Genomic DNA, 25,050 nt, shown 5'->3' on the forward strand with positions numbered 1-25,050 from the left:
TTGCTTTCAAATTAGAATTTGTGTCGGCTTTCTGGTTAAGAAAACAAACGCTGTCCCTGATTTGAAGCAGACCCTTTGGAGAAAGACTAATGAGCAGCAGTGATCTGCAAAAACAGTGGGCATCCTCCTATTTATCTGGAGGAAGCATGGGCTATGTTGACGCCTTATATGAAGATTATCTTAATGATCCTGATTCCGTGTCTGAAGATTGGCGCAACATTTTTGATAAGCTTCCAAAAACGGGTACAAGTGAAGTATCGCACCGGGAAATACGCAATCATTTTTTAAAAATGGCTGATAAAAGACCGGTTCAGATGACTGAATCCAGAGACAGCAAGCAATATCAGGTGGCTCATCTTATCAATGCTTACAGAGCACAAGGGCACCATGCAGCAAGGCTTGATCCTCTGGGCATGGCTGAAAGAGTACATGTCCCGAATCTTGAACTGGATTATCATCAATTGCCTGAAAAAAATCTGGATCAAAAATTTTTTGCCGGCCATAGTTTTAATGGCCCGGAAATGACACTGCGTGAAATCCTGCATGCTCTTCGTGATACTTATTGTCGAAGTATAGGCATTGAATACATGCATATTTCCAGCAATGAAGAGACAGAATGGCTACAGGAAAGAATGGAATCTGTTCGTGGCCTTCCTCAATATGATGATGATAAAAAGCTGACTATTCTCAAGGATTTAATTGCTGCTGATGGTATGGAACGCTATCTTGGAACTCGCTATGTGGGTCAAAAACGCTTTTCACTGGAGGGCGGGGATTCTTTTATACCTATGCTGAAAGAAATTATCAGGCGTGGTGCAGACGTGGGTGTAGAAGAAATCGTCATTGGCATGGCGCATCGTGGTCGTCTGAATGTTCTTGTGAATGTGTTGGGTAAAGAGCCTAATCAGTTATTCCAGGAGTTTGAAGGCAAGGTCAAATCGGACAGAACGGGCGATGTAAAATATCACATGGGCTTTTCATCGGATTTAAGAACAGAATCGAACAAAATCATCCACGTTGCTTTGGCATTTAACCCTTCTCATCTTGAAATCATAGGGCCTGTTGTTGAAGGTTCGGTTCGTTCAAGGCTTCGCCGTCGCGACGATCTGAAGAAAAAAAATAAAGTTGTGCCAGTGGTTGTTCATGGTGATGCCGCGTTCTCGGGCCAAGGTGTGGTGATGGAAACCTTCAATTTTTCCCAGGCTCGCGGTTACGGTACAGGCGGGACAGTGCACATCGTCATTAATAATCAGATAGGATTTACCACCAGTAATCCGCTCGATGCCCGCTCTACGCTTTATTGTACAGACGTGGCAAAGATGGTTCAGGCACCGGTTATTCATGTCAATGGTGATGATCCTGAAGCGGTCATTTTTGCGGCCCAGATTGCCCTCGACTTCAGGATGAGATTCAAGCGTGATATTGTAATTGATTTAGTATGTTATCGACGTCATGGACATAATGAAGCCGACGAACCTTCTGTAACTCAACCGATGATGTATAAAAAAATTAAAGAAAAACAACCTTTAAGAGATATTTACGCAGCTCAACTTATTGATGCAGGACTGATCACACCAGAAAAAGTTGAGAAAATAACGGAAGACTATCGTGAGCGTCTCGATAGCGGCAAGTCGGTTGTCGACATCTATCAGGGTGATTATCAAGGAAAAATATCCATTGATTGGACACCCTATCTTAATGCTAAATGGACAGACAAAGCTGACACCACTATTACAAAAGAAGTGTTCGAAAAATTATCTGAACAACTGCATACTCTACCGGATGGTTTTGAATTACATTCTGTTGTCAAACGTTTGCTTAATGAACGTGAAAAAATGACAAAAGGAGAAATACCCATGAACTGGGGATATGCTGAAACCATGGCTTATGCCAGTTTGCTTCATGAAGGATACGGCGTGCGCATATCCGGACAGGATTCAGGCCGGGGTACTTTTGCTCACCGCCATGCCGTTTTGCATGACGCCAAAAATGGTGATGTCTACATACCCTTGGAAAAAACAGCCACTCATCCCTCTCGCTCTTTTGTAGTGATTGATTCAGTTCTGTCAGAAGAAGCAGTTTTGGCTTATGAATACGGTTATGCGGCCTCCGAACCACATTCTCTGGTGATTTGGGAAGCACAGTTTGGTGATTTTGCCAATAACGCCCAGGTCGTTATTGATCAATTTATCAGTTCAGGAGAGCAAAAATGGGGGCGCTTATGCGGCCTGACCATGTTCTTGCCTCATGGATATGAAGGCCAGGGACCTGAGCATTCATCCGCGCGCCTGGAACGCTTTATGCAATTGTGTGCACAGCACAATATGCAAGTATGCTCACCTTCCACACCTGCGCAAATTTTCCATCTTCTGCGTCGTCAGATGATTAGAAATTTTCGTAAGCCGCTTATTGTCATGACACCGAAAAGTCTCTTGCGTCATAAGCTTGCTGTTTCACCACTGGATGATTTATTTAATGGTAAGTTTCATAATGTGATCCCAGAAATTGATGATTTAAATGCGGAGAAAGTTGAAAAAGTGGTTTTATGTTGTGGTAAGGTTTATTATGACCTGTTGCAGAAAAGACGTGATGAGGAACTGGATAATGTGGCAATTATTCGAGTCGAGCAGCTATATCCATTTCCTAAAAAAGCATTAACGACTGAATTAAATAAATATTCTGCTGCTTCTAAGATTATCTGGTGCCAGGAAGAACCAAAGAATCAGGGAGTTTGGTTTTCTTCACAACATAATATTAAGGATTGTCTGCGCAAAGATCAGACATTACACTATGCCGGACGTGGATTCGCCGCAGCACCCGCTGTTGGTAGTCCGATTTTGCATGCGAAGCAACAAAAAGCGCTGGTTGAGGAAGCCTTGTTAGAACAATAACCTGTTTTCGCTTATTTATAAATTGAGTTTTTATATGGTTTTTTTCTGCTTTTGCTTTTGTTTAAGGAGCCAATGAAAGCTCAATTTAGAATGGGGCGAAATAAAAATAAAGAAGGTATGCTATGTCTATTGAAGTGAAAGTTCCTGTTTTACCTGAGTCGGTAGCCGATGCCACCATTGCTGCCTGGCATAAAAAAGAGGGCGATAAAGTATCTCGTGACGAGAACTTGCTGGATTTGGAAACGGATAAGGTAGTCCTTGAAGTTCCTGCGCCCGCTGATGGGATATTGAAGGAAATTGTATATAAGGAAGGTGATACCGTAGAAGCTGGTGAAATTCTTGCGCGTCTTGAAGAAGCTGGTGCTGAAAAAGAGGAAGAGAAGTCAGAAAAGAAAAAGGAATCCAGGGAAAAAGAGGCGGAACAAAAAGCTGAGAAAGAAAAAGAAGAGCCTGAGAAAGAAGAGGGATCAGAAAGCATTGATGGAGACAAGGTCACGAGCCCTGCAGTAAGACGCTTGCTGGCCGAGCATGATTTAAAACCTGAGCAGATTGAAGGCTCAGGCAAAAGTGGACGAATCACAAAGGAAGATGTGGAATCTTATCTTGAATCAAAAAAACGATCCGCGTCTGAGAAAAAGAAAGAGGAAAAAGAAGAAATCACTTCTGGCGGAGAGCGCGAAGAACGACGTGTTCCTATGACTCGTCTAAGAGCAAAAATTGCTGAACGCCTGGTTCAGGCTCAGCACAATGCAGCAATGCTGACCACCTTCAATGAGGTTAATCTTAAAGCAGTTATGGACCTGCGCGCACAATATAAAGACAGGTTTGAGAAAAAACATGGTGTAAGACTTGGTTTTATGTCCTTCTTTACCAAAGCAGTCATTGAGTCTTTGAAGCGTTTTCCAGCGGTAAATGCCTCTATTGATGGTCAAGACATCGTTTATCATGGTTATTATGATATCGGGATAGCTGTGTCAACAGAGCGTGGTCTCGTGGTTCCTGTCTTAAGAAATGCAGAATACATGAGCATGGCCGATATTGAGAAGGCTATCAATGATTGTGCAAGTCGAGCAAGAGACGGCAAGTTGAGTCTGGAAGAAATGCAAGGCGGCACGTTTACCATTACCAACGGAGGTGTATTTGGTTCTCTGCTGGCCACTCCTATTATTAATCCGCCCCAAACAGGTATTTTGGGTATGCATAAAATTGAAGAGAGACCGATTGTAGAAAATGGTCAAATTGTTATACGTCCGATGATGTATGTTGCTCTGTCTTATGATCATCGGTTAATTGATGGTAAGGAGTCGGTGCAGTTCTTAGTGAGTGTTAAAGAGTTGCTGGAAGATCCTTCTCGCTTACTGTTAAATATTTAGGTTTTGTAGATATTTTTCAAATATCTACCGTCGTCATTCCAGATAAAGTCTGCGAGTGACATCACATTTTGCAAATGTTTAACTACTAAGACAATTATTCTGTCTTGTTTTTTAAAAGGTATAAAACATGAATTTACATGAATATCAGGCTAAGCAGTTGTTCGCCAGTTATGAGTTGCCGGTACCAAGAGGAGAAGTGGCGTATAGTGTTGATGATGCTATTCAGGTTTGTGATAAGCTGTCTACTGCCCGCTGTGTCGTAAAAGCACAGGTTCATGCTGGAGGCCGGGGAAAAGCTGGTGGTGTGAAACTGGTTTCGGGCAAAGATGAGTTGGCTCAATTTACCAAATCGCTTCTTGGTACGCGTCTGGTGACTTATCAGACCGACGAAAAAGGACAACCTGTTAATGCTGTGTTGGTTGAAGAGACGAGTGATATAGATCGGGAGTTGTATTTGGGAGCAGTTGTAGATCGAGCTACTCGTCGGGTTGTCATTATGGCCTCCACAGAAGGTGGTGTTGAAATAGAAAAAGTTGCACAAGAAACGCCAGAAAAGATTTTCAAAGTGACTGTCGACCCTCTGCTTGGTGTTATGCCTTATCAAGGCCGAGAGATAGCTTTTAAACTTGGTTTATCTGCTGATCAGGTAAAACAATTCGGTCATATTGTTGTGCAGTTGGGTAAAATGTTTACGGAATGTGATTTGAGTTTACTGGAGGTGAATCCCCTAGTGGTCACTAAGTCCGGTCAGCTCATTTGCCTGGATGCCAAGGTATCTATTGATGGTAATGCACTTTATCGACATCCGCAATTGAAAGGCATGCGCGATACAAGCCAGGAAGACGATCGGGAGAATCGGGCCAGCGACTGGGAGTTAAACTATATTCCTTTGGATGGAAGTATAGGTTGTATGGTAAATGGTGCTGGGCTTGCCATGGCGACTATGGACGTTATTAAATTGCATGGTGGTGAGCCGGCCAATTTTCTTGATGTAGGGGGCGGAGCGACCAAAGAGCGGGTAAGTGAAGCATTGAAAATTATTTTGTCTGATGAGAAGGTTAAAGGGATTCTCGTGAATATTTTCGGTGGAATTGTTCGCTGTGATTTGATTGCTGATGGTATTCTTGCTGCAGTCAAAGAGGTTGATGTAAAAGTGCCGGTCGTTGTCAGATTGGAAGGTAATAATGCTCAAAAGGGCGCTGACATATTAAATAACAGCGATTTGAACGTTATCGCGGCTACTGACCTGACGGATGCGGCTAAGAAAATCGTTAAGGAAGTTGAGGGGAAATAATCAATATTTAGACTGGAATCCTGTTGAATGTTTTACTCAAAATGTCATTTACATAACGTTAAAGTGTATATGCTGTGGGGTTCCTTCATCACAAGCTCAGTGTGTCAATCAAGTATTAAAAAATAGAATCGGTAAATCATTACCAGACTGAATTTGAGGCTAAAAAATGAGTGTATTAGTAAATAAAGAAACCAAAGTGATCTGCCAGGGATTTACTGGCAAACAGGGGACCTATCATTCAGAACAGGCTATTGCTTATGGAACACGTATGGTTGGCGGTGTTACTCCCGGTAAAGGAGGACAAACGCATCTTGATTTGCCTGTTTTTAACACAGTGCGGGAAGCAGTGGATGAGACAGGTGCCGATGCTTCGGTGATTTATGTTCCCGCTGCTTTTTGTAAAGACTCTATTATAGAAGCGGCTGAAGCCGGAATTAAGTTAATTGTATGTATTACAGAAGGGGTTCCTGTCCTGGATATGCTCCAGGTAAAAGCTTATCTTGATGATCATCCTGGGACTCGACTCATCGGTCCAAACTGCCCAGGTATCATTACCCCGGGGGAATGCAAAATTGGCATTATGCCTGGCAGTATACATTTACCGGGAAAAGTAGGTATCGTCTCTCGCTCTGGTACTTTAACCTATGAAGCTGTCAAGCAAATGACTGACCGGGGCTTTGGGCAAAGTACCTGTATTGGAATTGGTGGTGATCCAATACCTGGTACAAGTTTTATTGATGCATTGGAATTATTTGAAAAGGATGAGCAAACCAAGGCTATTATTTTAGTGGGTGAAATAGGTGGCTCAGCAGAAGAAGAAGCTGCCGAGTACATAAAATCACACGTCAGTAAACCAGTTGTTTCTTATATTGCTGGTGTTACAGCCCCTGCAGGAAAAAGAATGGGGCATGCTGGAGCTATTATTTCCGGTGGCAAGGGAACAGCAAAAGAAAAATTCGCCGCCTTGGAATCAGCGGGTGTAAAAACGGTAAAATCGCCTGCTTTTTTAGGTGATGCTGTAGCAGAAATGACCGGTTGGTCGAGTTGATGCTGAGCACTTGGATAAAGCATGAATGAATGGCGAACATTAGCCGACATCAGACGCGAATACGGTGAGTTAAGTTTAAGCGAAGAATCAGCTTCCAGCTCACCTATTGCTCAATTTAAATTATGGTTTGAAGAAGTATTAAAGTCTGAAAAAAGTGATCCAACAGCAATGGTTTTGTCAACAGCGGATGAAAAAGGCTATCCTGATTCTCGTGTTGTTTTACTGAAAGCTTTGCAGGAAGAAGCATTTATATTTTTTACCAATTATCAAAGTACCAAGGCTATGCAGTTACAGCATAATCCTTATGCTGCCTTGAATTTTTACTGGCCGCAAATGGCAAGGCAGGTTCGTGTACGTGGTCGGGTTAAATGTTGTCCAAAGGAACAGTCGGATAATTATTTTGCTTCAAGACCTGTGAAAAGTCAGTATAGTGCCATTGCTTCACCACAAAGCAGGGAAATTTCAGACAGGGCATTTCTTGAGCGCAAATTAAATGAATTAATTCAGCAATATGGTCAAAAGCCTGTAATGAGACCAGATTATTGGGGTGGATACATGATCTTACCTGATGAAATTGAGTTTTGGCAGGGGCGAGATAATCGATTGCATGATCGCATCCATTATTATAAGCAGCATAATCAATGGATACATCGAAGACTCGCGCCTTAAAATGCAAACACCTACATGTTTTTTTTAAAATTTATTAAAAATCAAGCAATTAATAATTAAAACATTCCATTGTTGCTTATTTGGTCTTAATATTGTCAAGAAAGAGTAAAATTCCCTCCTCCTTTTTTATCTTACCTTTTTTATTCGTAAAATAAGGGTAAGCATACAACATCATTAATATGCGATGACTCAATAAAAGATTTTACAGGATGTAAGAATAATCTTAATGATAAAAAGGGGTAAGCTATGAACGATATAAATACTTTGTTACCGCATGTTCGATTAAGATTCAATATTGAACATCCCAGCTATGAAGAATGTTATGTTTTTGGTTATGAGTGTGCTGTGGCTAAGCTGGAAATAGAAGAAAATCCATATCCTGAAACCTCAGTTGAGGCAGAACAATGGAACGAAGGATGGTGGGCTGGCTTTTATGGTGAAGAGCCGCTCTTTGCCATAACACCAACGCCTGTAGAGACAAAAACCATCGATGCAGCTGCCAACGATAATTTATACCAGCAAGAAAAAAATTTCTTTTCAAAGGTGTGGAAGATCACTGGCGCATTGGCAGCCTCTGCAGTGATTGGTTACCAAGTCATTGATTTGGTAGCTTAATTAGCGATATAAAGGCGCATAACGACTTCCTGTGATCTGGCTGTTGGAAGTCGGGCGCTATTCGCCTAACTCCTGAATTGAAAATTTTACACCCTAACCTTGGCATTTTTCCTAAGTCTTGTCCGTTTTGGTGCTCATGAAAGTTTTATAGCGAACTCATATTATTTTGGGGCTGAATATTTTTAAGACCATGTTTTTCATTCTTGCAATTTCTGCTGGATTAAATTCTTTATATATCTCACTGCCTATATTAAGACAAACGGTGACTTGCTCGCCAATGCCTTTTAATAAATCTACTCCAGACAAGTTAAGCAACTCAATCTGCTCTGCTATTTCCTCTGCCCAGGGATGGAAATAAGAGATGTCAGAAAAAACAGGGAGGTATGTCTGTTCTTTTTCCTGCAGAAAAAGAACACGAGGTTCGCTTTCAGTATTCTTTTCGACAGGGATAATAAAATTAGCTTTAATAAATTCGAGATAAGCTTTATTGATATCTTTAGCTTCACCCGTGGATGCAAAAGCCTTTTTTATGCTTTCTTCAAGTGCTCTCATCATTGATACATCTAAAACTTTAATTATAACCTAAAATATTATACCCAGGAAATATCAGAATGTGTGTTTATCTTGGCCTTTTTCTATTCCATATTACGTCTAAAAATATCCAATAGAGTTTGTTATTGTTCACCTTAACTGTGTTTTTCTAAAAGCTTTATCTGAAAGTCTATGTCTAGCTCAGGATAAACGCATCTAATAGCGCAATATAAAATCAATATACCTACTTTTATGTGCTTTATGCACGGAACCTTATACAGCGCTTGATATGAGATCATATGGATGTTGTGCATAAAACACAGCAGGTAGGCAAAAGAGGGTTATTTTGTGATTAAAAATTAGATGGGTTGCCCTGTGTTTAGTCTAAAAACCATGACAATGAAATTTACAACAGTAAGCTATGGCAGGCCAAAAGAACTCATTGTGAACGAAGTGAAGCAATTGTAATTTCAATTTGTTAAGAGGCATCGCTCTAGTTTGTTTTTCTTTGCTCTCAATGATGGCAATTTGGTTTTATTTTGACAAAGTATGATTTTGCCCAGTAAGCTATGGCAGATTGGTTGAAATCATTGCACATGCCAGTATAATGTAGTGTCGATTTTATAACTTTATTGTATAAATTCTTGTTTCTGGAAATTCTTTTAAGAGTCTGACTATCAGAGCGGAATGGAATGCAGATAGTATGAGCAGGTTAGAGAGTAAAATGATAATGTCGCGAGTTGAAATGATTGAACGAAAAAATTACCTGAGTCTGGCCTGGCTTGTCTGGGGATTGGCCGCTACCTTTTATTTTTCTGATTATCTTGCCAGAGTTTCACATGGTGTGATGCACAAATATTTGCAAATGGATTTCGGTATCAATGAGACGGGCTTTGGTATTTTAACTGCTTCTTTTTATGTACCTTATATTTTAATGCAATTGCCTGTAGGGCTGATGGTCGATCGCTTCAGTATCCGCTGGATTTTGACCCTGATGTCCTTATTAACTGCTTTTGGATGTGTTGTTTTTGGATTGGCAGACAGTTTATTAACTGCATCTATAGGCAGGATGTTTATTGGTTTTAGCGCTGCGTTTGCTTTTGTTTGTGCATTAAGACTGGCAACATCCTGGTTTCCTCCGGCCATGTTAGGTTTGCTGGCAGGATTTACACAAGCTTTAGGCATGTTAGGAGCTGCAGCAGGAGAAGCTCCGGTATCTTTTCTGGTAGGTGCTGTGGGTTGGCGGCATAGCATGCTTGTCATTGCCTTTGTATTTATTATCCTAGCAGGCTTACTTTATCAATTTATACAGGATAAACCAGGTGGCAGACGACATGATATAAAACATGAAAACCGACTGAGCATTTTGCAAAGCTTGAAAGTTATTTTATCGAACCGCCAGACATGGCTGAATGCTTTGTATGCGGGCTTTTTGTTTGGACCTACCGCAGTCATTGGGGAAGCCATAGGCCCTGCTTATTTACAATATGGCCGTGGTTTATCAGCGCACGCTGCGGCTTTTGCCACAGGTTTGATATTCATTGGCTGGGGAATAAGTGGCCCACTCACAGGCTGGTTATCGGACAAAATTGGGCGTCGTAAACCATTAATGATTGCATCTGCACTTTTCGGCATAATCCTTACGTCGATATTTGTTTTTTACCCTCATTTGGATAAGACCCTTGCCTATATTATCTTTTTTGTATTTGGCATGACCAATACCGGAGTAGCTATTGCTTATGCTGTATCTACTGAATTGCACGATAAAAATGTCGTAGGCACCTCGATAGCGTTTACAAACATGACTTCCATTTTTGTTGGCGCCTTACTGCAACCATTAGTGGGCCATTTAGTCGATATGGTTTCGGGATTTAGAGCATACAATGTTGAAACTTTGCTGCTTTCTGATTTTCAGGCAGGATTACGCATTTTGCCTCTATCCTCTCTCATAGCTTTTATACTGGCTTTAACGGTGAAAGAAACTTATTGCAGACCAGTGAATTATAAGAAGTGAAAATCCATACCGGCTTTCGCCGGTAATTGATACATTCTGCACTAGGTTAAAGATAATGATATTGACGATTGCGGAGATTATCCGTTTGTATCGAAAACACTGTTTTTTTCAATCTCCTGGGCAAGTGGGTTTATTGCTGATTCATTTTGCAGAAATAAAGTTTGAGTAGGAAAGGCGCATTCTGCATTGTTTGCCGAGATGATACGAATGATTTTTATAAATACGTCATGTTGCACGGCTTGAAACTTGACCCACTGGGTGGTTTTCGTAAAAGCATAGACCATAAAATTTAATGAAGAATGTCCAAATTCAATGAAATTCACAATAATGGTTTGTTGAGTGTCAATTTCTGGATGCTCCAATAACATCTGTCTGATTTTCTGTGTAATTTTATCTATTTTTCCAGCGTCTTGATATCGTATTCCAATGGTTGTTTTAATGCGACGATTCAACATACGGGAGGCATTTTCCACACTAATGTTTAAAAATACACCGTTTGGCACATACAACGGTCTTTTATCAAACGTTCGGATGCAAGTGACGCGCCATCCAATGCATTCGACAGTGCCTTCTATTTGTTTATCCGGGGAGCGAATCCAGTCACCTATTTTAAAAGGACGATCCAGATAAACCACCAGGCCGCCAAATAAATTGGCCAATAAATCCCTGGAGGCAAAAGCCACAGCGGCTCCACCAATCCCTCCAAAGGCGAGGAGTCCAGATATAGGTAAACCAAACAGTTGCATGACAGCAAGAACACCGAGAATGATTGTAATGATAGTGATTAATTGGGTTAATGCCCTGATTAATGTTTTATCCACTTCTTTACAGTTTTCCGCACAAAATCGGATATAGAGCGCTTCAATTTGGTGAATGAAGCGCACTATAAACCATGAGGCGGAAAAAATAATGGCTAGCTTTTTAATTGGAGATAAATATTCAGATATTGACCATGGGCTGTTATGAGATAAAACAAGCAAACTGGTAGCTGATAGTCCCGTGAACCAAATCATGAGTATTAAAGGTGCTTTGATGGCTCTAAGTAAGGCCTCGTCATAAATAATTCGGGTTTGCTCAGCCTTTCTCAGAAGATGCTTTAAGATATAACGACTTAGGAAATGCAAGCCGGCTGTAAGAAATAATAAAACAAAGCAGTGCAATAACCAGAAGTTTTCGCCTAATAAAAAATTTAGATTGAACATAGCTATTTCTTTCTAGTAAAAATAAATATGATACATTATTTTGCTCAGAAGGATAAAATCTCTTCAGAAAGAGCGAAACATAAAATATATTTTTATCAGGAACAGATATTTTTTTGTATAGTGACTGGTAATCCAGTGCTCTCTATCTTATTATTATTCTTACAGTTTTGACAAAAAACCACATTAAACCAGATACACTTAATTTGTGCACAGATAAAAATAACATTGGAGATAATAATGAAAAAAATTGCAGGATTATTGGTTATCCTGGTTATAGTGCTTCTTGGTGCTTATTACAGCATGGGTTATTTAACGGAGAGAAATGTCAAACGGACCATTGCCAATTTAAATGAAGTCAACGGATTATTTGCTGATATTGAGCAATATGATCGCGGCTGGTTTACTGCAGATGCTATGATTAACTGGAATTTTAGGGTTCCAGAGAGAGTGGTTAAAACCAACGGACAATCAAAAACTGTACCCGCTAAGGACTACAGTGTTCAGATGCCTCTGAAAATTTATCATGGCCCAATCATTTTTTCAGACACAGGACTGCATTTTGGCTTAGGGTATGCACATACTGATTTAAAACTTCCCCAAAATTATGCAAAACAATTTGATGAAATGTTTACCGCCAGCTCAGAGAGGCCGAAACTTAGTTTGAGTCTTTTTGTTAATTATTTGAACAAGACGGATGTGGTTGTTGGTGTTCCTTCCTTTAAGCTCATTGCTAAAAAAGGCGATGGGGAGTTTGAATGGTTAGGTATGTCCAGTACAACCTCCGTATCATCTAATCTTAATACGGTTGATGGGGAGTTCAAAATCGAAGGTTTTCGTCTGTCTAAAGACAAAACTAAAATTAAAATGGGTAACTTCAGTACCACTTACGATTTATATCGTTCTTCAAGGGGGCTGATGTTAGGTGAGGCTAATTTAGATTTTCCTATTTTCACCATTACCAATGACAAGGCTAAACTTTTTGAAGTTGCTGGTGTAACACTTAATTCAAAAAGTGATGTTGATGATGATCTTTTTAATGCACATTTGAAAGCCTCTTTAGATAAGGTATACGCTACTGGGCAAACTTATGGTCCCGGGCGCGTAGAAATGTTTTTGCGAAATCTGGACGCAGAGGTTCTTGCCAAGATCAATGCTCAGACTGCAGCAGCGCAACATGGCACTGAAGCCGAACAGCGACAGGCTTTATTATCAACTCTTCCTCTGTTGCCTAAATTGTTCAGCAAAGGTGCAGAGTTTGAAATATCCGCGCTGAAATTTACCATGCCGCAGGGAACCATTGAAGGACATTTGCTGCTTTCAGTGCCAAAAGGTGAAGATGTTAATCCTTTGGCAATGATACAAAAAGTTACCGGAAATGGTAAACTTTCTATTCCGGAAGATGTATTAAGAACATTTATGCGAGAATCCGTTAAACAGAAACTGTTGCAAAAGCCTGATATTCAGCAAGCTTTGGTTCAACAGATGCAGAAAAACAATCAAGCTTCATCGGATGAGAACGACGCTGCTGCTACTCAAACGGATAGTTCTAATCCCCCTAACTTTGATCAAATGGTTGAGGCTCGGGTAAACCAGAACTTGGCTGTATTAACGCAGGTAGGAGCACTTGTAAAACAGGACTCTTATTACGTCATTGAATTTAAACTGGAAAACGGTAAGCTGACCATCAATGATAAGCCTTTCAATCCGGCAATGTTGAATTTTTAATTCAGTGATTTTCATATCCTGTAGAGGAGTCTACTTTTGCCCAGGCGGTGCAATCCAGAACAACTTACCATCTATGTTGTTTCAGGTTGCCGCCTGAAAATTGTATTTTTTCAGCTCAAAATAATGATTGATTTTTAACAATATTTTTTCTGATTTTGACTTGTCAGGAAAAGTTCAGTTCTGTAATATGTTGCTTTTTAAAGGAGGAGTTAACACAAATGACAACAATCAGTAGTAAGATCGGAGATGCAACAGCTTCTTTGGCCGAGAGTGTCACTCAGTCAGTACAAAAATACTTTTCCGAGCTTAATGGCACTGATCCTGTTGATTTATATCAATTTGTTCTGGAAGAGATTGAAACCCCATTATTTCGCGCAGTTATGGAGCATTGCAAATACAATCAGTCTCGTGCGGCGATTATGTTGGGAATTAGTCGAGGAACTTTGCGCACTAAATTAAGACGTTATTTTGATGATAAATACGTTGGAACTCGTGAATAAATGAATCACTCATGTTAGCAGCACCGTATTTTTTAGAAGATTTGGACGCTTTTTGGAATTTTAAAGTGCAGTTTCCATGAAGTAAATGAACATTTAAAATTTCAAAATACGTGCAAAGATGCAAAAAGATGAAGCTGAGTAACATGAGCTAATAAACTGATTTCAAGTACCATAAGCTCAGGGTAAAATCATATCACTTAAAGCATAAACAATAAGGGCTCACTGCGTTCGAAATGACGGCAATTTGGTTTTATTTGGGCGAAGTATGATTTTGCCCTGCCATAAGTTTTATAAAAATTGTATAACAATCTGATATTTATATGTCAGTTAACTTTAATAGCTTAACCTCTGTAGCAACACCGGATTTCAGGCTGGGAGAAAACCTTGCTAAAAAGTGCAGCATAGTAGCCTATGCGACACTTTTTAGTGATGTTTTCCGAAAAAATGAGCGTGATTGTTTCCCGAGCAAGGCTGAGCATCTGCAACCCATCTGAAAAAGTCGCGATGTCAGTTGGTGATGAGGTAAGTTGAATCACTCACTGAACATTGAGCTAACAGACTCTTCAATATTTACACGCTTAATGGCTTGTGCCAGCATATCTGCAAGGCTGACAACTCTTATTTTATGGCATGTTTTTGCTGCTTCGGATAATCGAATGGTGTCAGTGACTACAACTTCATCCAAAGACGAGTTATTGATATTGTCTACTGCAGGTCCCGATAATACGGGATGCGTAATATATGCTCTGACGCTGGCAGCTCCATTTTCCTTTAGTTTGGCAGCAGCCGAGCATAAAGTGCCGGCTGTATCTACAATATCATCTACGATGAGGCAATTGCGTCCTGCCGGGTCGCCAATGATATGCATAACCTCAGCCTTATTGGGTCCACTGCGTCTTTTATCAATAATGGAGAGTTCGACATCATTTAATCGTTTAGCCATTGCGCGTGCTCTGACCACTCCCCCTACATCAGGCGAGATAACCATAAGATTTTTTAATTTCTGATTTTTTATATCTTCAATGAGTACCGGGGTTGAATATACGTTATCAACCGGCATATAAAAAAATCCTTGAATCTGATCGGCGTGAAGATCAACGGTAAGTACACGGCAGATGCCTACGGATGCCATCATGTCTGCCACGACTTTGGCAGTAATAGGTACTCTTGCTGAGCGCACGCGCCTATCCTGTCGAGCATAACCAAAATAGGGAACCACTGCAGTGATACGGCCAGCAGATGAGCGTCGCAGTGCATCTGCCATGGTCAATAATTCCATGAGATTGTCATTGGCAGGAGAGCAGGTGGATTGGATAATAAACACATCCTTTCCACGTACATTTTCCAGAATTTCAACCATGGTTTCGCCATCACTAAAGGTGCCAACAGTAGCTTGGCCCATGGGCATCTGTAGGTGAGAAGAAATTTTTAATGCAAGCTCAGGATTGGCATTGCCGGTAAAGATCATCATTGTGGACATGTGTAAAAAGCCTTAGAGTTCATCAATAACTTAAACACATAGCAGAAGACAGCCAGAAAGTTGTTGTTGTTATTTTTTAGCATTATAGAAAAAACGCTTTCTCTCAAGGTATCTTCTGCTGTCTGTTTACTTAAACCTGAGCATCATAAAGACAAAAATCAGGTTAAATTAAGAATCTGGCTGGGGTGCTAGGATTCGAACCTAGGAATGCAGGGATCAAAACCCTGTGCCTTACCACTTGGCGACACCCCAAAATCAGTTATCACACATCGTCCATAATGCAGGAAACCTCCTTGCGATGTGGTGCATATTTTGCAGCGGATTTTTATGCTTGTCAATGTTCAAAGATAATTTTTTGAACCTTCTGCCGAGTTTTCAAAATAAATAAAAAATTTAAAAAAATGTTTCTGCTTCCTGCAAAAAAATTCATATCCTGTGGATAAGTCTATTATAAACCATTTGTCAGATGGATGTTGTTTAGAAAAACTGGCCCCACAAGATATGAATAACTATCAGAAGAATAATAATGACAGGAACAAGCCAGGACATGTATCCTTTATTAATAGGCTTGGCTCCTTTATTTGCATTAACATTAAGACTGTTCGTATTAACGGAACTGTAAAACGTGTCACGATCAACTACAATGGCTTGAGGAGGAAGCTGTGGTGATTGCGTATTGATGTTGGGTAATTTTTTTACTGCAGTGCCTATCGCTAAAAACTCAATTAAGCCATTGCCTATCTGATAAACATACGTTTTAATACCAACCACGTCATCTGCGTCTATGACTTTGGCTTCATCATTGATAATCGCCAGTGCATTTTCTCGTGCATCATACAACAGGCGGGTTAATTCGTTAATTTCGCCGCGCACAAAAGACTTGATGACGGATGTAATACCGCCGACCAATCCCAGGGAATAAACCGACGTTCCCAGCAGTAAGCGCAGTGGTATATATCCTTTGCTGGCCATATTCCACATTTCAACATTGGTCATGTCACTGCTGATCAGAGTCTGAAGTTTATCGGTGGGGAGTTGGGAGTTGTGTGAAGCTGTTCCTATCATCAGCATTTCATTAACCCCTCCGAATGGCAAAATAGTAGTTCGAATCCCAAGCACGGCATTGGCACCATGTGTTCTGGCGTGTCCAATAATACGGTTTAAGGCCAAATGACGGGTTTGATTAAAGATTTTGGAGTATTCTTTAATTTCACCACGCCCCAAAGTTTTCAAACTACCGAGAAGTCCTCGTCCTACTCCCATTGAATAAGCCACATTGCCAAAAGCAAAGCAGATAGGCTTGTAACCGGCATCTAATTGTGCGTACAGTTCCTGACCGTCATCCGAGGTGGAAAATTTGTTATTGAAATTCGTTTTGTCCGCGTGTATGGCTGAGCCAATGGTAAGAAACTCCACATTCGATCCATGAAAGATGATCTGGCTGGTCACGCCTGTGATCCCTGTTGCCTTTTGACTGACCGCTTCTTGCAACATTCGTTGATAGGCGCTCTTGCGTCCTTCTTCTATCCACTGGGTAATTTGTTTTAATTCGCCACCCATGATCGCTTTCAACCCGGAACCCACGCTGCCGAGCAGGCCTAGAGAATGAACGCTGTTACCAACTACAATATTTCCTGGAGCATATCCTTTTTCGGCAAGGCAATAAATTTCGTTTCCAGATAACCCCGTCGTTACCGTCATGACATGCTCCTTTATAGCGCTTTATATCTTCCAGCTTCTTATGACCAGTTTGATTGATAGTCCATGGCCCTGTAAGTAGATTTTACTGGGTAGATCTTTCCCTTTCACTGAAGTATAGCGAGCATAATTGATGACATAACCTCCTTGTTTTAATTGGCTTAAGTGATTATACCGGTCGCGTTTTTCCCCTTGTACCGACCCAGGTGCAGGAAGTCCTCTTACCCAATAATAAAGATTATTAACGGGGAGACGGATACCGGTCTGCTTCAGCAGTAATTCGCTTGCGTTACGGGAACTTGCTGTTTTTGGTCCATCTCGATAGGTGACAGTACCGCCTTTTTTTTCAATGATGACGGTTCCGCTTCCTAAAGGTCCAAAGAGGCGCATTTGATAATTGTTTATGCCTCTCTGTAGCCAGTTGAGAGAAGCCGACCAGGCTTTATTTTTGCTTTTTGCTGCCATGGCGCCGGAGATTTCCCAAGAGGAGACCTTGGCTGTTTCTCTTTCTTGTTCAGCCACAGGTTTAGCTTCAACAGCTTTAGCCTCATCATCAACCGGCAGTTCGGAAGCAGCGCGTGGATGGGGAGCACAAGCCGCTAAAAGGAAGAAAAACAATACCGATATTATTTTTATTATTTTCGTTAACATGATGATTATTCCTTTTTGTTTGTCATTTTTTCCATTAACACGTGCCGGGGAATCTGAATCCAACGAATTTTCTTTTTATCTTTTGCTATCGCCATTTTTAGATGACAAAAGATGGATGCCTGAAAAACCGCAGCATTTTAAAACAGCTTATCAGAACTAAATGGAAATTACCTTTAGTAAGATAATATAGTTTTTCTTAATACAATACGCTAGACTGTTTTTACAAATATTTATCCGTTAATGATATGAAACAAAAAGTAATTTATCCAGGCACTTTTGACCCGGTAACTAACGGTCATATTGATATCATCAAGCGTGCAGCAAAACTTTTTCCCGAGATGGTGATTGGAGTGGCAAGTAATCGGGCTAAACAACCCTTTTTCCCTTTACAAACGCGAATAAGACTGGTTGAGGAATCGCTTAAAGAACTGACATCTGTCGTTGTGGTGGGATTTGATTGTCTGCTTATTGATTTTGTAAAACAGCAGAAGGCAAGCATTATATTACGTGGTCTGCGAGCTGTTTCCGATTTTGAGTATGAATTTCAATTAGCGGGTATGAACCGTAAGCTGTCTCGCCATATTGAGACCATCTTTTTGACTCCCTCAGAAGATTTAATGTTTATCTCCTCGACGTTAGTGCGTGAAATTGCTTTACTGGGTGGAGATGTATCACAATTTGTTCCTGAAAATGTCGTGCAAGCTTTAAAAGAAAAAGTCCGCTAGTCCCATGAACCTTATACGTATTTGTTATGTCGCATTTATCCTTTTCTCTCAATGGCTGTTTGCCGGATCATACGATGATATTCCCCCAGGGTATGCAGTAGCCAGTGCTCATCCTCTGGCAACCCAGGCGGGGCTTGACGTTTTAAAACAAGGCGGTAATGCTTTTGATGCTGCAATTGCTGTGGCCTCTGTCTTGGGTGTTGTGGCACCTTATCATTCTGGTCTCGGCGGTGGGGGATTCTGGCTGTTGCATGATGCGAGGACTCACAAAAATATTTTTATTGACGGAAGAGAAGTAGCGCCTCTTGCAGCTAAAAAAGATATGTTTTTGGCAAAAGATGGACAAGTGATTAAAGATTTATCTCTTAATGGTGGATTGGCTGCGGCTATTCCTGGCCAACCTGCAGCAATGGCTTATATTGCTTCTCATTATGGGCGCTTTCCATTGTCTCGATCTTTGGCAGCTGCAATTAAACTGGCAGATGATGGATTCATTGTTGATCATCAGTTTTGGTCATTCAGCACCATGAGAGACAGGTTAAAGCAGCTTAGACGCTATCCTGCAACGGGAAAAATATTTTTAAATCATGGCAACCCCTATCAGCCTGGAGAACGATTGATACAATCTGATCTGGCAAAAACTTTAAGGACATTTGCTAAAAAGGGTCATGCGGGTTTTTATGAAGGCATTGTTGCAGAAAAACTGGTCAAAGGTATTAACCAGGAAGGAGGAGTCTGGGCATTAAAAGATCTGAAAAACTACCAGGTTAAAATACGCAAGCCCTTGCAGGGTGTTTATCAAAACATGCGGATTATCACGGCTCCACCACCCTCTGCCGGCGGTGTTTCATTATTGGTTATGCTTAATATTTTGACAAATTACCCCTTGCAGTCTTTTTCGAAGGCACAATGGGTACATCATTTGGTTGAAGCCATGCGCCTTGCCTATTGGCAGCGCTTTCAATATTTAGGTGATCCTGATTTTGTTAATATTCCACTGGACAGACTTTTATCAGAGAAAAATGCTCAATGGCTGACAACTTTTATTCAACCCGATAAGGCGACGGCAAGTCAGTTATTACCCAATGCTGTTCGAGAAAAAAATATGAGGGGAAATACAACACATATCTCAGTGATCGATGCAGAAGGAAATCTTGTTGCTGCAACTTTGACAGTGAATTATATTTTCGGCTCCGGCGTCATTGCTGAAGGAACAGGGGTTTTGCTGAACGATGAAATGGATGATTTTTCTTCAAAGACTGGAGTAAAAAATGTGTTTGGCCTTGTAGGCAATGCAGCAAATAGTATTGCTCCAGGTAAACGACCCGTATCCAGCATGACACCTACATTTCTCGAAATGCCTGGGCGCTTAGCCATCTTTGGTACGCCGGGCGGAAGCAGAATACCCACCATGATGCTTTTAGGAACATTGCAGTTTCACAAAGATCATGGCGCCATTTCGATGGTTTCAGCAATGCGCTTTCATCATCAATATTTGCCTGACTGGTTACAGTTTGAGCCTGATACATTTCCCAGCTCTTTGCAAAACGAATTGAAAAACATGGGTTATAAGTTGGTGCCTTTATTTCAATATTATGGTGATATGCAAGCCATTACCTGGGACAAGAAAAATCATCTGCTTACAGCAGCTTCTGATCCGAGGCATATAGGGCTTGCCGTAGCAGTGACGAGTCGCATGGAAGGATATGGGGTTAATTATTAACCGGTATTTTCGAGCGCATTCTAATTTATTCTTCAGAGGAATTTTTTTTTTCACCAGCTAAAGTTCGAATTTCTTTATGAACTTTACTGATCAGTTTTTCTTTATTTTCCATAGAGTATTCTGAGGTATTAATTGGCTTTCCAATATGAATTTCTGCTGTTCGGTTAATGTTAAAACGATAAGTTCGCGCAGGCAGGATATCAAAAGCACCACGAATACCTATAGGGATAATGGTTGCTTTTGCCTCTATTGCGGTGATAAAACCGCCTTTTTTGAATTTCGCCACTTTACCGTCTTTTGAACGTGTACCTTCCGGAGCAATCCACATCACAATACCGCTTTCCATCAGTTTTTTCATGTAAGCCAAATCTTTAATGGCCTGATGGCGGTTTTTTCGATCAACAAATGGAAATTCGGCAATTTTCATGGCGCGCCCCAACAGCAGAATATTGGATAATTCCTTTTTAGCCAGCATACGAATGGAGTGGTCTGGAAAAGTTTTATAACTGATTGGAATATCGTAAAGACTGGAATGATTACACATGATGATCGTAGCCTCACCGGGCTGAGGTTCCACGTTGTGAGGATTAAATACCTTACATTTAACACCAATCAGATTTAATAAACGGTTAATCCACTGGTCAATAACCTGATCCACCCAGGCGCGGCTTGGTTTGCCAAAAAGGCTTTTTATTATTGCGCGCGAGCAAGCGTAGGCTGTATAAAATCCGGAAAGGAAAATAATCCACGCGGTTCGTAATCGACTTATTCTCATGGGCAATATAGAAAAAAAACATGGTGCCATGATACTGTATGTTGTTTGACTTTTATAGTATCAAGTCTATAAAACTGCGAACCTGGGGCATAAAGAATCTAGGGGATTTGACAGAAAGGACAATAGGCTGAATTTCTGCCATTAATTTTAATGCTTGCTATTAAATTATTACACTTAATGCAAGGCTGATTTTTACGCCCATAAACGAGTAAGGATTGAGCAAAATAACCGGGTTTGCCGGAAATTCCATAGAAATCTTTTAATGTAGTTCCGCCGGCATTGACTGCTTGTCTCAATACCTTTTTGATGCAGGCAACAAGATGATGAGAGTCTTGCATCGTTAATTTTTCGGCCGCTATTTGAGGGTGAATGCCCGCCAGGTACAAGCTTTCAGTAGCATATATATTACCTATACCAACGACCATTTCATTAGACATCAGTAAGGACTTGATGGCTGTTTTTTTATGACGGCTAACATTATAGAGATACTTCCCATTAAAAGTTTTCGATAAGGGCTCAGGCCCTAAATTTTTCAGAAAAGGATGTTCGCAGGGATTTTCAGGAATAAAAAGCCAAAAACCAAAGCGTCTTGGGTCACAATATCTTAAAACATGGTCATTGTTTAAGATTAAATCAATATGATCATGCTTGCCTGCAGCAAGCTTTGAAGTCAAAATCCTGAGATGCCCGGACATTCCGAGATGAATCAGCAGAGTACCTTTGGAAAGGTGCAAAAGAAGATATTTGCCTCTTCTGCTGACCTCAAGAAGAGACTGATTGATGCATTGTTCAATATCGGCAGATACGGGGTATCTTAACTTTGGCTGGCGGACAATGATGGCTTTAATGGTTTGATTGACCAGAAAAGGCCTTATGCCTTGTTTGGTGGTTTCGACTTCAGGTAATTCAGGCATGGCTATTTATGTTTATCATGCTCTATGATTCGTCCTTTGGATTGTTTTTTTGTACTGGCTGGAGGGAAAAAAAAATTTTTTATCCAGAATATAAGCCAAAGCACTGCACCAATAATAATTCCCCATATGACCACATATGAAAGCATAATAAGCACTGCAATGATTAAAGCAATGCTGATCCCTAGTACTAAAAAAGGAACGATTTGATCGACAATTTTTTGCAATTGATTTTTCATACTTCTTCCAAAGCAACAGGTTTATTATAATTATCGTTGACTAGGCTTAAGGATGCAATCTGAATGTGCCATAGAAGTTCATCTTTTGATAACTACAAAAGATAAGTACACAGAATCTAGCGATTAATAAATAGTCAAGTTATTTTTTTAACTTCGCAAGATATCGGTTTTATTTGCTTTTATGGTGGCAGGAATCGCAGAGCCTAGTAAAAAATGTGTTATCATAACAATTATATCATTTGAAAATGAGGTATTTATGGTTTTTGGATTATTAAACTTGACATTTTGGGGATATGTGATTGCTACAATAGTGTTGACACAAATTACTATTGCTGCTGTAACCATTTATCTGCATCGTCATCAAACACACAGAGCATTGGATTTACATCCTGTTGTCAGTCATTTTTTTCGTTTTTGGCTGTGGCTTACCACGGGTATGATAACAGCGGAATGGGTGGCTATTCATCGCAAACACCATGCCACGACTGATGTGGAAGGTGACCCCCACAGTCCAAAGGTCATGGGTATTAAAAAGGTATTTTGGCAGGGGGCGGAATTATATCGTGAGGCCAGCAAAGATAAAGCAATGATCGCTAAATATTCTCACGGAACGCCCAATGACCGGATCGAAAAGCATTTGTATCAACGCCATTCCTCTAAAGGCATTTTAATCATGCTTTTACTGGACTTGTTATTGTTTGGTGTGCCAGGCATTAGCATTTGGGCTATTCAAATGCTATGGATACCTCTGCATGCGGCGGGCGTTGTCAATGGTATTGGACATTATTGGGGATATCGTAATTTTGAATGTCCTGACGCTGCCACCAATATTTTCCCCTGGGGTTTTTGGATAGGTGGTGAAGAATTGCATAATAATCATCATACTTTTGCCTCTTCTGCAAAATTTTCAATCAAGTGGTGGGAGTTTGATCTGGGCTGGTTCTACATTCGCTGCTTGTCATTTTTGCGGCTTGCCAAGGTGAGAAAATTACCGCCTAAGCTTGCTATAGATGCTGGTAAATTCCATGTCGATTTGGAGACGGTAAAGGCGGTAATTTCCAATCGATTTCACGTGATGTCACATTATTACCGGAACGTCGTGCGACCTATTTTGAAACATGAAAAACAAAATCTTGCCCCCAATCATTCAGATAAAAAACTGTTTCAGCGGGCAGGGCGATTGTTTAAACGTCCGGATGCCTTGTTATCTCCCTCGGCAAAATCTCATCTTGAAACGCTGTTAAAAAGTCGCGAGCAGTTAAAACTGGTGTATCATTTCAAACAGTCTTTGCAAAACATCTGGTTAAAAACGGCTTCTTCCCAGAAAGAACTGGTGGATTCCTTGCAGCATTGGTGCCGACAGGCAGAAGAGTCCGGTTTGGAGGTATTAAGTCAATTTGCCCAGCAATTGAAGAGCTATGTGCCAAGAAGCATTAAGATATAAGCTCAAGGCAATCCTGCTACAGAGACACTGCGGCTTGGCCGCGGTGTCATCAATTTTATAGTAACAACTCAAAAGGGCTGTTAAATCTGGCGAATGGTTGAATTTAAGCTCAGGATGAGCCGAATACTGCCTTACTAATGAGTGAGGCTGAGCAGTTAGCCATTATATAAATTCCCCAAATAAATCGTAATCATCGCTGTCAACGATGGTTACGTTGACCAGGGAACCTACCTGTATATCTTCCCTTGCCGGCAAATAGACTAAGCCATCAATTTCCGGAGCATCGGCTTTACTGCGTGCAATGATTTCTTCTTTAAGCACTTTATCGACAATAACGGTTTGCTGAGTGCCAATTTTTGCTTGTAGTTTCTGCCGGCTGATGTCTGCTTGCAATTCCATAAAACGCTGATAACGTTCTTCCTTAATTTCAGTCGGTACTGGATTGGGCAAATCGTTGGCTTTAGCGCCATTTACAGGCGAATATTGGAAACAACCTACTCTGTCCAACTGTGCTGTTTGCAAAAATTCCAGTAATTCCTCAAATTCTTTTTCTGTTTCTCCTGGGAATCCCACAATAAAGGTCGAGCGTAAGCTGATATCCGGGCAGATATCACGCCATAATTTGATGCGGGAAAGGGTGTTTTCACTGTTAGCGGGCCGCTTCATGGCTTTCAGTATTCGCTGATTGGCATGCTGCAAAGGAATATCAAGATAGGGTAGAATTAAGCCTTTTTGCATTAAAGGGATAATATCATCAACATGAGGGTAAGGATAAACATAGTGAAGTCGTACCCATAGACCTAATTCACCCAGGGCTTCACATAGATCATAGAAGCGAGTTTGTATGGCTTTGTTGTGCCATTCCGTTTGCTGATAACGGGTATCGATACCATAGGCGCTGGTATCTTGTGATATGACCAAAAGTTCCTTAACACCAGCATTTTTTAAGCGTTTTGCTTCAGTTAACACCTGGGTGATGGGGTAACTTTGTAATTTCCCTCGCATGGTCGGGATGATGCAGAATGTGCATTTTTGATTACATCCTTCGGAAATTTTTAAATAGGCATAATGGCGTGGTGTCAGCTTTATTCCCTGAGGCGGTATCAGTTGAGTAAAGGGATCGGCAGGGGGAGGCAGGTGTTGATGAACGGCCTGAACCACTTCTTCATAGGCGTGAGCGCCACTGATGTGAAGCACATCGGGGCAAGCCTCACGAATGATATCGGCTTTAGCTCCCAGACAGCCTGTAACAATAACACGTCCATTTTCGGCCATGGCTTCCTGAATGGTTTCCAAAGATTCCGTCACCGCGGCGTCGATAAAACCACAGGTATTCACTACCACGACACCGGCATCTTTATAAGTGGAGACCAAATCATATCCCTGGGCTTTAAGTTGAGTAATGATTCGTTCCGAATCCACAAGAGCCTTAGGGCAGCCGAGGCTAACAAAACCAACCTTATGCGTCATAATCTTTAATTGTAAAAAAAATGGTCGGAGTATAACGCTATTGATAGGATGTTGTCTATCGTCTTAGGGAAT

21 protein-coding genes and 1 tRNA gene are annotated in these 25,050 nt (G+C 40.9%); 12 read left to right on the top strand and 10 right to left on the bottom strand.

Annotation, left to right across the window (positions count from 1 at the left end):
• Window positions 1-89 precede the first annotated feature (89 nt).
• From E4T55_RS09805 to E4T55_RS09830, 6 genes are all read left to right on the top strand, one after another.
• Window positions 90-2,891 (top strand): 2-oxoglutarate dehydrogenase E1 component, encoded by a 2,802-nt coding sequence (locus E4T55_RS09805; protein WP_058501584.1) that lies wholly within the window; start codon window positions 90-92, stop codon window positions 2,889-2,891.
• A gap of 122 nt (window positions 2,892-3,013) precedes the next feature.
• Window positions 3,014-4,264, top strand: coding sequence for a 2-oxoglutarate dehydrogenase complex dihydrolipoyllysine-residue succinyltransferase (gene odhB, locus E4T55_RS09810; RefSeq protein WP_058501583.1), 1,251 nt, complete (start codon window positions 3,014-3,016; stop codon window positions 4,262-4,264).
• A gap of 127 nt (window positions 4,265-4,391) precedes the next feature.
• Window positions 4,392-5,558, top strand: coding sequence for an ADP-forming succinate--CoA ligase subunit beta (gene sucC, locus E4T55_RS09815; RefSeq protein WP_058501582.1), 1,167 nt, complete (start codon window positions 4,392-4,394; stop codon window positions 5,556-5,558).
• A gap of 166 nt (window positions 5,559-5,724) precedes the next feature.
• Window positions 5,725-6,606, top strand: coding sequence for a succinate--CoA ligase subunit alpha (sucD, locus tag E4T55_RS09820; RefSeq protein ID WP_058501581.1), 882 nt, complete (start codon window positions 5,725-5,727; stop codon window positions 6,604-6,606).
• 21 nt (window positions 6,607-6,627) lie between these two features.
• On the top strand, window positions 6,628-7,275 hold the full coding sequence (pdxH, locus tag E4T55_RS09825) for a pyridoxamine 5'-phosphate oxidase (RefSeq protein ID WP_058501580.1): 648 nt from the start codon (window positions 6,628-6,630) through the stop codon (window positions 7,273-7,275).
• A 246-nt stretch (window positions 7,276-7,521) separates the two neighbouring features.
• Window positions 7,522-7,890, top strand: coding sequence for a hypothetical protein (locus E4T55_RS09830; protein ID WP_058501579.1), 369 nt, complete (start codon window positions 7,522-7,524; stop codon window positions 7,888-7,890).
• A 156-nt stretch (window positions 7,891-8,046) separates the two neighbouring features.
• Here E4T55_RS09830 and E4T55_RS09835 read toward each other — a convergent pair whose 3' ends face one another.
• Window positions 8,047-8,442 (bottom strand): SseB family protein, encoded by a 396-nt coding sequence (locus E4T55_RS09835; protein WP_058501578.1) that lies wholly within the window; start codon window positions 8,440-8,442, stop codon window positions 8,047-8,049.
• 703 nt (window positions 8,443-9,145) lie between these two features.
• Here E4T55_RS09835 and E4T55_RS09840 point away from each other — a divergent pair.
• Complete coding sequence (locus E4T55_RS09840) at window positions 9,146-10,435, top strand: MFS transporter (protein ID WP_058501577.1); 1,290 nt, start codon at window positions 9,146-9,148, stop codon at window positions 10,433-10,435.
• Between the two features lie 77 nt (window positions 10,436-10,512).
• Here the strand turns inward: E4T55_RS09840 and E4T55_RS09845 are convergent, their stop codons facing one another.
• Window positions 10,513-11,637 (bottom strand): mechanosensitive ion channel family protein, encoded by a 1,125-nt coding sequence (locus E4T55_RS09845; protein ID WP_065235982.1) that lies wholly within the window; start codon window positions 11,635-11,637, stop codon window positions 10,513-10,515.
• 237 nt (window positions 11,638-11,874) lie between these two features.
• On the opposite strand from E4T55_RS09845, the gene E4T55_RS09850 reads away from it, so the two are divergent.
• The gene (locus E4T55_RS09850) at window positions 11,875-13,362 is read left to right on the top strand and encodes a YdgA family protein (protein WP_058501576.1); all 1,488 of its coding nucleotides are present in this window, start codon (window positions 11,875-11,877) and stop codon (window positions 13,360-13,362) included.
• A gap of 185 nt (window positions 13,363-13,547) precedes the next feature.
• Complete coding sequence (gene fis / locus E4T55_RS09855; protein WP_256595125.1) at window positions 13,548-13,862, top strand: DNA-binding transcriptional regulator Fis; 315 nt, start codon at window positions 13,548-13,550, stop codon at window positions 13,860-13,862.
• 532 nt (window positions 13,863-14,394) lie between these two features.
• Here the strand turns inward: fis and E4T55_RS09860 are convergent.
• The 4 genes from E4T55_RS09860 to lolB form a co-directional block, all read right to left on the bottom strand.
• Window positions 14,395-15,342, bottom strand: a complete 948-nt coding sequence (locus tag E4T55_RS09860; RefSeq protein ID WP_058501574.1) for a ribose-phosphate pyrophosphokinase — start codon at window positions 15,340-15,342, stop codon at window positions 14,395-14,397.
• A gap of 177 nt (window positions 15,343-15,519) precedes the next feature.
• Window positions 15,520-15,594, bottom strand: a tRNA-Gln gene (locus E4T55_RS09865).
• A 225-nt stretch (window positions 15,595-15,819) separates the two neighbouring features.
• Complete coding sequence (locus E4T55_RS09870) at window positions 15,820-17,043, bottom strand: heavy metal-binding domain-containing protein (protein ID WP_058501573.1); 1,224 nt, start codon at window positions 17,041-17,043, stop codon at window positions 15,820-15,822.
• Between the two features lie 21 nt (window positions 17,044-17,064).
• Complete coding sequence (lolB, locus tag E4T55_RS09875) at window positions 17,065-17,691, bottom strand: lipoprotein insertase outer membrane protein LolB (RefSeq protein ID WP_058501572.1); 627 nt, start codon at window positions 17,689-17,691, stop codon at window positions 17,065-17,067.
• A 245-nt stretch (window positions 17,692-17,936) separates the two neighbouring features.
• Here lolB and coaD point away from each other — a divergent pair, with 245 nt between their 5' ends.
• Both coaD and ggt read left to right on the top strand, forming a co-directional pair.
• Window positions 17,937-18,416 (top strand): pantetheine-phosphate adenylyltransferase, encoded by a 480-nt coding sequence (gene coaD, locus E4T55_RS09880; RefSeq protein ID WP_058501571.1) that lies wholly within the window; start codon window positions 17,937-17,939, stop codon window positions 18,414-18,416.
• A gap of 4 nt (window positions 18,417-18,420) precedes the next feature.
• Window positions 18,421-20,139, top strand: a complete 1,719-nt coding sequence (ggt, locus tag E4T55_RS09885; protein ID WP_058501570.1) for a gamma-glutamyltransferase — start codon at window positions 18,421-18,423, stop codon at window positions 20,137-20,139.
• A 25-nt stretch (window positions 20,140-20,164) separates the two neighbouring features.
• On the opposite strand, the gene E4T55_RS09890 is transcribed toward ggt, so the two are convergent.
• From E4T55_RS09890 to E4T55_RS09900, 3 genes are all read right to left on the bottom strand, one after another.
• Entirely contained in the window at window positions 20,165-20,914 is a 750-nt protein-coding gene (locus E4T55_RS09890) for a lysophospholipid acyltransferase family protein (RefSeq protein WP_058501602.1), read from the bottom strand.
• Between the two features lie 98 nt (window positions 20,915-21,012).
• Entirely contained in the window at window positions 21,013-21,828 is an 816-nt protein-coding gene (gene mutM / locus E4T55_RS09895; RefSeq protein WP_058501569.1) for a bifunctional DNA-formamidopyrimidine glycosylase/DNA-(apurinic or apyrimidinic site) lyase, read from the bottom strand.
• 2 nt (window positions 21,829-21,830) lie between these two features.
• On the bottom strand, window positions 21,831-22,064 hold the full coding sequence (locus E4T55_RS09900) for a hypothetical protein (RefSeq protein ID WP_058501568.1): 234 nt from the start codon (window positions 22,062-22,064) through the stop codon (window positions 21,831-21,833).
• 256 nt (window positions 22,065-22,320) lie between these two features.
• On the opposite strand from E4T55_RS09900, the gene E4T55_RS09905 reads away from it, so the two are divergent.
• Window positions 22,321-23,508, top strand: a complete 1,188-nt coding sequence (locus tag E4T55_RS09905) for a DesA family fatty acid desaturase (protein ID WP_115325338.1) — start codon at window positions 22,321-22,323, stop codon at window positions 23,506-23,508.
• Window positions 23,509-23,670: 162 nt separating this feature from the next.
• Here the strand turns inward: E4T55_RS09905 and rimO are convergent, their stop codons facing one another.
• Entirely contained in the window at window positions 23,671-24,978 is a 1,308-nt protein-coding gene (gene rimO, locus E4T55_RS09910) for a 30S ribosomal protein S12 methylthiotransferase RimO (protein WP_058501567.1), read from the bottom strand.
• Between the last annotated feature and the right edge of the window lie 72 nt (window positions 24,979-25,050).

The organism is Legionella israelensis, assembly GCF_004571175.1.
Taxonomy (GTDB): Bacteria; Pseudomonadota; Gammaproteobacteria; order Legionellales; family Legionellaceae; genus Legionella_D; species Legionella_D israelensis.